An 8,446-nucleotide genomic window follows, 5' to 3' on the forward strand; every position below is an offset into this window, starting at 1 on the left:
GCCGCTCGGCGGCTCCCCGGGCGGGCCGTGCGGCGACCGCTCGCCGGGCCTCGCGAAATCCGCGGGCGTCGTTTCGGCGGGCTCGCCGCCGGGACCGTGCGGGCCGGGCCCGAAGGCGCCGCCGCCGGAACCCGGACCGGGGCCGCCGCCGGATCCGGGGCCGGGCGGACCGCTGCCGGGGGCGGGCCCGGCCGCGCCGTACGCCGGTCCTTGCGCACTGCGGTCACCGCCCGTGCCGCCGCCGCCGTACGCGGGTCCTGACGCGGCGCCGTGAGCACCGGAGGTGCCGCCGCCGTAGGTGGTTCCGCTGCCGTACGAGGGTCCTTGCACGCCGCCGTCGCCGCCGTCGGTTCCGCCGCCGTACGTGGTGCCCCCGATACCGCCGGCCGCGCCGCCGCCGTACGAAGTTCCTTCCGCGCCGCCGAAACCGCTGGAGGTCCCGCCGCCGTACGCGGATCCCTCCGGGCCGCCTGGGGCGCCGCGCTCTCCGCCGTAACCGGGGGTGCCTCCGGGCGCGCCTCCGGTCGGGCTGCCCTCGCCGTAGCCGCCCGGCGCGCCGTCGTCGTTGCCGCTGAACGGCTCCTTCTCGGGCTCGCCCGCGGGGGAGCCGCCGGCGTCCGGACCCGAGCCGTGCTCGTCGTCCTTCCGCCGCTCGGGTTCGGGCGGCTCGGGGACCGGCGGGTAGGTCGTCATGGTGCCCTCCTCGGCTCGGTGCGCGCGCGGCGCCGATGCCCCGCAAGGTAACCCAAACCTCACGCGATGTGTGCCGAATCGGTCGAACCAGGGGACCCGCCCGATGATTCGAGAACTCCGTTCGGATTTTTTGGGGTTAGGGGTTTACTACCCGTCAGTAGACGAGTAGAAATGAGTTACGGATCCGGAAGGACTTCCCGGGGACATGGTCTCCGCAGACCAGAAGGATTCGGGCACCGCCGCCGAGTACCCACGTGCGACCTGAGCCGTCGGGAGGCACAGCGGGTCCAGCACCTAGGAGCAGGACACCGCTATAAAAGACTTCACGCTTGGTAACCCGGTCGGAAGTGCAGCTAGTTGCGAGCGGCCCAGTCGAGGCGATTGACCGACTGGGCCGTGTCGTTTGCCCGCAAGCGGTCCGCGCGCCCCTCCCCGGGGACCTGTGTCCGAACTGACTGGGAACCTTCGGCGGCGGCTGCAAGAATGGGCCTCGATGACCACGATCGAACCCGGCTGGTACGCCGACCCCGCCGACCCGTCCACCCAGCGCTACTGGGACGGCTCCGCCTGGGTCGGGAAGCCGATCCCCGCGGGAGCCGAGCCGCCCGCCGAACCCGAACCGGTCGACCCCGAACTGGAACCCCTCCCCGTATCCACAAAGGACGCCAACGTCCAGGAGCTCCCGCCGGACCCGCGCTTCGGCCCGGGCCCGCCCCCGAAGGTGATCCAGCGGTCCCCGGGCGCGGTCCAGCCGCCGGGGACCATCCCCATCCGGTCCCTCGGGGTCACCGTCGGCTGGATCTCCCGGCACGACGTCGACCGGATCGTCGAGGGCCGCGTCCTCGCCCACCCCGGGCAGCGGTTCGTGGCCCGGATCGTCGACACCGTGGCCCTCCTGCTGCTCAACGCGGTCGTGAACGGCTACTTCATCTACCAGTTCATGCAGACGGTCTGGCCGTACATGCTGGAGATGGCCGCCGCCGAGGACCCCAACGACGTGCAGCTCCCCGCGCGCGCCTCCGACCAGTGGTGGGTCGTCCTGCTCATCTCCCTCGGCCTGTGGTTCGCGTACGAGGTCCCCGCGACGCTCAACTCCGGCCAGACCCTCGGCAAGCGCCTCATGGGCATCCAGGTCGTCTCGCTCGCCCCCGCCAAGCTCGGCTGGGGCCGGCTGCTGCTGCGCTGGTCCTACGCGGCGCTGCCGCTGCTGTGCTTCCCGTTCGGCGCGATCCTGTGGATCATGGACGGGATATGGTGCATCCGAGACCAACCCTTCCGCCAGTGCCTCCACGACAAGTCGCCGGGAACGGCGGTCGTGGAGGCGGGAGCCCACAAGGAGCCCGCATCATGACCGAGCCGATCCGCGAAGACCTCGCCGCGATCCCCCGCTACGTCCCCGGCAAGGCGCTGCCCGAGGCGCTCAAGCTCTCCAGCAACGAGGTCCCGTACGGGCCGCTCCCCGGCGTCGCCGAGGCGATCGCCGACGCCGCGGCCCACGTGCACCGCTACCCCGACATGGGGGTGGTGCGGCTGCGGGACGCGCTCGCCGCGCGCCTCGGCGTCGACCCCGAGCGCCTCGCGACCGGGACCGGATCGGTGGCCCTCATCGGACACCTGCTCCAGGCGATCGCGAGCCCCGGCAGCGAAGTCGTGTACTCGTGGCGGTCCTTCGAGGCGTACCCGATCGCCGCCACGGTCGCCGGACTCAAGTCCGTCCAGGTGCCCAACACCGCCGACCACCGGCACGACGTCGACGCGATGATCGCGGCCGTCGGACCCGCCACGCGCGCGGTCATCGTCTGCAGCCCGAACAACCCGACCGGCCCCGCGGTGACCGCCGAGGAGCTCGACCGGGTCTTCGACGCGGTGCCCGAGTCGGTGCTCGTCGTCGTCGACGAGGCGTACCGGGAGTTCGTGAACGACCCGGCCCTGCCGGACGCGGTCGAGCGGTACGGGGACCGGCCGAACGCGGTCGTGTTCCGGACCTTCTCCAAGGCGTGGGGCATGGCCGGCCTGCGCGTCGGCTACATGCTCGCGCGCCCCGACGTCGCCGACGCGGTGCGGCGGTGCGTGATCCCGTTCGCGGTCAACGGACCCGCGCAGGCGGCCGCGCTCGCGGCGCTCGGCGCCGAGGACGAGATGCGCCGGCGCGTCGCGCTGGTGACCTCGGAGCGCAAGCGGGTCGTCATGGCGGCCAGGGACATCCTGCCGGACGTGCCGCAGACGCAGGCGAACTTCTTCTGGCTTCCCCTGGGGGAGCGCGCGGTCGAGTTCGCGGCGCACTGCGAGCGGTCGGGGATCCTGGTGCGGCCCTTCGCGGGCGACGGCGTCAGGGTGACGATCGGCCTGCCGGAGGAGAACGACGCGGTCCTGGAGGCCCTGCGGTCGTTCGCGGCCTGATCGCCATCGGCCCGGGCGCCCCACCGGCGCCCGGAGCCGGCTACTTCTCGGAGGTCCGCTCGTTCTGGCTGCAGAACGCCTCGTACATCTCGGTGAGGGTCTGCTTCTGCTTCGGGGTGAGGTCCCGGTCGGTGGCGATGGCCAGCGGGGTCGCCGATCCGTCCTCGCCGCTTCCCATGCCGGCGCGGAGGTACATGATCGGGGTGGTCATCCGCAGCGCCAGCGCGAGCTGGCGGAGCACCGCGCCGCTGGGGCGGCGCACGCCGCGCTCGCCCTGGAGGTAGGGGTTCGAGACCCCGGCGGAGTCGGAGAGCTCTCGGAACGAGACGTGGGCGCGTTTGCGCACGTCCCGGACGAATGAGCTGAAGTCGCGATCTGTCACCCGCGTCACCATACGCGCCTCGGCGCGGCGGTGCCACCTGGGTCCGCCCGGCTCTCCCGACATTCGGTACTACCGGCCGACATGGGACTCACCCGATCAGACGATATGAAAGCGACTCGCTAGGCGGTTGCGTCTCAACCCCTCGCGGCTGCGTGACGGCAGCCGATACCATCGGAGGTCGACGCGTAGTGCGTCCTCGCGACGCCAGACGAGGAGGGGTGAACCGGTGAGCGTTCTGCAACGCTTGGAAAAACAACTGGAGGGCCTGTTCGAGGGCACCTTCAACAAGATGTTCAAGGGCGTTGTGCACCCGGTCGAGATCGCCAGCGCCATGCAGCGGGAGGCGGAGACCCACAAAGCGGTCCTCGCCGGGGGCCGCGTGCTGGTGCCGAACCGATACGTCATCGACCTCTCGCCGCCGGACCACGACCGGCTGGCGCCGTACGCCGCGGCGCTCGCGCAGGAGCTCGCCCAGTCGCAGGCCGAGTTCATCGGTGAGAACGGCTGGACCGTCTACGGCGACGTGATCGTCGAGATCGAGCGCGGGGAGGGCCTGGACACGGGCATGTTCCGCGTGACGGCCGAGGTCGCGGCGCTCAACGAGGGCGTCGACCAGCCGGTGTCGGGCGGCGGCTACGGTCCCGCCCATCCGCAGGCGCCCACGGGCCCGGTGCTCATCACCGCCGACGGCCGGCAGTTCTCGGTCGCGCACGGCGCCACGGTGATCGGCCGCGGCGAGCAGGCGCAGATCCGGCTCCCGGACGTGGGCATCTCGCGGCGGCACGTGCGCATCGACTTCGACGGGCGGCAGGTCTCGGTGACCGACCTCGGCTCGACGAACGGGACCCTGGTGAACGGCCAGCGGGTCACGACGGTCTCGATGCAGCCCGGCGACGTGATCCAGATCGGCACCACCTCGCTCACCCTCCAGGCGGGGTAGGTTCCACGACGTTTCGGCACGCCCCGGCCCGCGAGGGTCGGGGCGCCGTCGTGTCCGGCGCGGATCCCGTTGCGCCCCTTGGGGGTAGCGGTGGGATGACGGGGCGGATCCGGCGGCTCCGCTTTCCGGGCGCGCGCACGTGGGCTACCGTGTCCTGGACCGTTCGTTCATCCGCTTGGAGCACCGCATGCCTGAGATCGTCCAGACCGTCGCCCGGTTCGGTTTCCTGGTGCTGCTGTGGCTGTTCGTCTTCGCGGCGGCGCGGACCATCACCCGCGACCTCATGGCGCAGCGCCGTCCGGCCGCGGCCGGACCGGCCGCCGGCCCGGTGTCGGCCCCGCCGGCCCCGGGAGGCCGGGGCGGGCGCCCGCAGGCGCCGCAGGCCGCGCAGTGGCTGGTGGTGACCACCGGCGAGCTGCAGGGCCGCCGGTTCGCGCTCTCGGGCCAGCCGATCTCGATCGGGCGGGCCCCGGACTCGACGATCGTGATCCGCGACGACTTCGCGTCGAGCCGGCACGCGCGGGTGGCCCCGAGGGACGGGCAGTGGATGGTCGAGGACCTGGGCTCCACGAACGGCACGTACCTGGGGCGCGCTAGAGTCACCACACCCACGCCGGTCCCGCTCGGGGTGCCCATCCGGATCGGGCGTTCCTCCTTCGAGCTGCGCCCGTAGCTCGAGCGTGACGCGGCGTTGTCGGCATCGATCAGCGGGCGTGCCCCGCGCTACGGCGGTTGATACATGAGTCTGTACCTGCGATATGCGGCGATCTCCGACCGCGGTGTGGTGAGGCAAGGCAATCAGGACTCGGTGTTCGCCGGGGCCCACTTCATCGCGGTTGCCGACGGCATGGGCGGCATGGCCGCCGGCGACCTGGCCTCGGCGATCGTCATCAACACCGTCGCCCGGCTGGACGTGCCCCCGCCCCCGGAGTCGGTGGTGGACGAGCTGGCGGACGCGGTCGCCGACGCGAACCGGGCGATCCGCCGGGCAGTGGCCGACGACCCGCAGAAGGAGGGCATGGGCACCACGCTCACCGCCCTGTGGTTCGACGGCGAGTGGTTCAACCTGGTGCACATCGGCGACTCGCGCGCGTACCGGATGCGCGAGGGCGGGTTCGAGCAGGTCACGGTCGACGATACGTACGTGCAGATGCTGGTCGACGAAGGCCGGATCACCGCCGAGGAGGCCGAGCGGCACCCGCAGCGCTCGCTGCTGCTGCGCGCGCTCGGCGCCTCCGAGGTCGAGCCGGCGTTCCAGACGATCAAGGGCATGCCCGGCGACCGGCTGCTGCTGTGCTCGGACGGGCTCTCGGGCCCGGTGTCCGACGCGGACATCGCGCGGACGCTCCAGAACTCGGCCACGCCGCAGGAGGCCGCGGAGTCGCTGGTGCAGCAGGCCCTCGACGCGGGCGCGCCGGACAACGTGACCGTGCTCGTGGCGGACGTCGTCGACGAGCACCCCGGCGAGCAGCGCCAGATCATCGGCGGCGCGGCCGCCGACCAGCGGCTCGCCGAATCGGACACCGCGGTGCTGCGGGCGGTGAAGGAGGACGCCGACGGCCCCGGCGACGACGCCACCGTGGACCTGCGCGCCGGCGGCGGCGAGGACGGGGAGCGGCCGAAGAAGCGCGGCCGGGTGTGGCGGACGGTCCTGTCCTGCCTGATCATCCTGGTCCTGGCCGCGGGCGCGGGCGCCTGGTGGGCGCGGACGCAGTACTTCATCGGGGTCTCGGAGGCGGGCAACATCAGCGTCTACCGGGGCCTCCCTTTTGAGGTGGCCGGGCTGCGCGCGGCCTGGCTGGAGACGGAGTCGCCGCGCGCCGCGGAGGACGCCACCGACGAGGTCGAGGCGGACCTGGCCGACGGGATCCGCGTCGACGGGCAGGCCGGCGCCGAGTCCGAGCTCGACGAGCTGATCGACCCCTCGTCCAGCAACGAGAACCTGGACCCGCTGTGCTCCGTTTCGGACACTGAGGCGGTGCCGACGGCTTCGACGGACTGCCGCGAGGACTGAGCGGCACCGTTGTACGCTCACTGCGTCCGGCCGCCGAGTGCGGGGGGCCGATCGCGCAGGTGCGCAACCAGGCCGGGCGCGGGAGCGCCTTGAACACGGGGCCTCAGCCGCAGCGCCCCACATTGCGAGACCGAGGGGAACCGATGGCACAGCCCATGTCGGCGACCGCCCGGGCGGCGGGACCGTCCGAGACGCCGCTCACGCCGCTGTCGGGCATGCCCAAGCGCATCGGCATCGAACTCCTCATGCTGGTCATGGGCGGGATCGGCGTCTTCTGCTTCCAGTTGACGATCGACATGGCGCTGATCCAGCGGACCACGTCGGTGACGTACATGCTGCCGATCCTCATCTTCACGGTGTCGATGTGCGCGTGGACGGCCGTGAAGTTCCTGGCACCGTACGCCGACCCGCTGTTCGTGCCGATCGCGGCGTTCCTCACCGGCATCGGCATCGTCTACATCCGCCGGATCGACCGGACCGCGCTGACCGACGAGCCGCTCCCTGCGGACGCGGGCGTGTTCGGCGGCCAGGGCGGGCGCCAGCTCATGTACTACATGGCCGCGGTCGTGCTGATGACGATCCTGCTCGCGGTGGTGCGCAACCACCGGATGCTCCGCGGCTACGCGTACATCCTGCTGTTCGCGGGCATCGCGCTCGCGGCGCTGCCGGGCTTCCTGCCGTCGTCGATCTCCGAGTCGGGCGGGTCGAAGAACTGGATCCGCTTCGGGTCGTTCTCGGTGCAGCCCAGCGAGTTCGCGAAGCTGATGCTGCTGATCTTCTTCGCGGTGTACCTGGTCCGCAAGCGCGACATGCTGTCGGTGGCGGGGAAGAAGATCCTCGGCCTGCAGCTGCCGCGCATGAAGGACCTGGGGCCCATCGTGATCGTGTGGGCCGCGAGCCTCATCATCCTCGTCATGGAGCGCGACCTCGGCACCTCGCTCCTGCTGTTCTCGATCTTCCTGTCGATGCTGTACATGGCGACGCGGCGCGCGTCGTGGATCGTCATCGGCCTCACCATGTTCATCGGCGGCTGCGTCGCGATCTACCCGTTCTTCTCGCACCTCCAGGTGCGCGTCGACATCTGGCTCGACCCGTGGGACCCGGTGAAGGTCTTCGAGACCGGCACCTCCTGGCAGCTCGTGCAGGGCCTGGTCGCCATGAACTCCGGCGGGCTCCTCGGGAACGGCCCGGGCGCGGGCAACCCGAACCTGATCCCGGCCTCGGAGTCGGACTTCATCCTCGCCGCGATCGGCGAGGAGGTCGGCCTGATCGGGCTCATCGCGATCCTGCTGCTGTACGCGATCCTCGTCGAGCGCGGCTTCAAGACCGGCCTCATGTCGCGGGACCTGTTCGGGACGCTCATGGCCGGCGGCCTGGCGTTCCTGGTCGCGTTCCAGCTCTTCGTGGTGTTCGGCGGCGTCACCGGGCTCATCCCGATGACCGGCCAGACCACGACGTTCCTCGCCGCGGGCGGCTCCTCGCTGGTCGCCTCGTGGCTGCTCATCGGGCTCCTGCTGCGCGTCTCGGACGACGCCCGCAAGCCGTGGCAGGCGTCCTACGGGCTCATGAAGACCGAGGCGCCGCCGGAGTTCCTCGCCGAGCAGGCCGCCAAGCGCGCCGCCGAAGAGGCCGCGAAGGCCCAGGCCGCGGGCGTCATGGACTCCGGACCGATCCCCGGCGGGGACCAGCCGACCGAGCTGATCATTCCCGGACACCTCCCGGGCTCGACCGGCAGCGGCCCGGGGAGCAGCGGTCCGGGCAACACGGTCGAGGAGTCCGTCGTCTCGCCGACCCGCCAGGGCCCGTCCTCGCCCCCTGACGGCGGCCCGCACTCCCCGCCCCCGGGCGGCTCCTACTCGCCTCCTCCGGGCGGGCCCTACTCGCCGCCGCCCGGGTCGCCGCCCGGCGGCCCCCAGCCGGGCCCGGCGCAGCCGTACCGGCCGCAGACCCCGCCGCCCCCCGGCTCGGGCCACGGAAGCCCGCCCCCCGGCCCCCCGACCCGCCCGGCCCCCCAGAC

7 protein-coding genes and 1 pseudogene are annotated in these 8,446 nt (G+C 72.3%); 6 read left to right on the forward strand and 2 right to left on the reverse strand.

Annotated features, from left to right (window positions below):
* Positions 1–693: pseudogene (locus GFD30_RS25810) on the reverse strand (hypothetical protein); the annotation flags it as partial.
* A 493-nt stretch (positions 694–1,186) separates the two neighbouring features.
* Between GFD30_RS25810 and GFD30_RS25815 the strand changes: the two are divergent.
* Together GFD30_RS25815 and hisC are read left to right on the forward strand one after the other, a co-directional pair.
* A complete protein-coding gene (locus GFD30_RS25815) occupies positions 1,187–2,044 on the forward strand; it encodes an RDD family protein (protein WP_153028020.1) in 858 nt (285 codons plus the stop codon).
* Positions 2,041–3,093 carry a histidinol-phosphate transaminase gene (hisC, locus tag GFD30_RS25820; RefSeq protein WP_153028021.1) on the forward strand — a complete coding sequence of 351 codons (1,053 nt, stop codon included), beginning with the start codon at positions 2,041–2,043 and terminating at the stop codon, positions 3,091–3,093. The genes GFD30_RS25815 and hisC overlap by 4 nt, the downstream gene beginning before the upstream one ends.
* A gap of 40 nt (positions 3,094–3,133) precedes the next feature.
* On the opposite strand, the gene GFD30_RS25825 is transcribed toward hisC, so the two are convergent.
* On the reverse strand, positions 3,134–3,475 hold the full coding sequence (locus GFD30_RS25825; RefSeq protein WP_227997130.1) for a helix-turn-helix domain-containing protein: 342 nt from the start codon (positions 3,473–3,475) through the stop codon (positions 3,134–3,136).
* A 226-nt stretch (positions 3,476–3,701) separates the two neighbouring features.
* Here GFD30_RS25825 and GFD30_RS25830 point away from each other — a divergent pair, with 226 nt between their 5' ends.
* The 4 genes from GFD30_RS25830 to GFD30_RS25845 all read left to right on the forward strand — a co-directional run.
* Positions 3,702–4,415: a DUF3662 and FHA domain-containing protein gene (locus tag GFD30_RS25830; protein WP_322633625.1), complete on the forward strand. Its 714-nt coding sequence runs from the start codon at positions 3,702–3,704 to the stop codon at positions 4,413–4,415.
* 187 nt (positions 4,416–4,602) lie between these two features.
* Positions 4,603–5,088 carry an FHA domain-containing protein FhaB/FipA gene (locus tag GFD30_RS25835; RefSeq protein ID WP_153028023.1) on the forward strand — a complete coding sequence of 162 codons (486 nt, stop codon included), beginning with the start codon at positions 4,603–4,605 and terminating at the stop codon, positions 5,086–5,088.
* A gap of 66 nt (positions 5,089–5,154) precedes the next feature.
* Positions 5,155–6,429: a PP2C family protein-serine/threonine phosphatase gene (locus tag GFD30_RS25840; RefSeq protein WP_153028024.1), complete on the forward strand. Its 1,275-nt coding sequence runs from the start codon at positions 5,155–5,157 to the stop codon at positions 6,427–6,429.
* 143 nt (positions 6,430–6,572) lie between these two features.
* Positions 6,573–8,446: FtsW/RodA/SpoVE family cell cycle protein (locus GFD30_RS25845; RefSeq protein WP_153028025.1), on the forward strand; the 1,874-nt coding region annotated here is incomplete at its 3' end.

It is taken from the genome of Glycomyces albidus (assembly GCF_009451885.1).
GTDB classification, from domain to species: Bacteria; Actinomycetota; Actinomycetes; order Mycobacteriales; family Micromonosporaceae; genus Glycomyces; species Glycomyces albidus.

Excerpts from the sequence above, each read along its gene's own strand:
- GFD30_RS25840 (WP_153028024.1), top strand. The coding sequence starts at position 5,155 with ATGAGTCTGTACCTGCGATATGCGGCGATCTCCGACCGCGGTGTGGTG.
- GFD30_RS25815 (WP_153028020.1), top strand. The coding sequence starts at position 1,187 with ATGACCACGATCGAACCCGGCTGGTACGCCGACCCCGCCGACCCGTCC.
- GFD30_RS25835 (WP_153028023.1), top strand. The coding sequence starts at position 4,603 with ATGCCTGAGATCGTCCAGACCGTCGCCCGGTTCGGTTTCCTGGTGCTG.
- hisC (WP_153028021.1), top strand. The coding sequence starts at position 2,041 with ATGACCGAGCCGATCCGCGAAGACCTCGCCGCGATCCCCCGCTACGTC.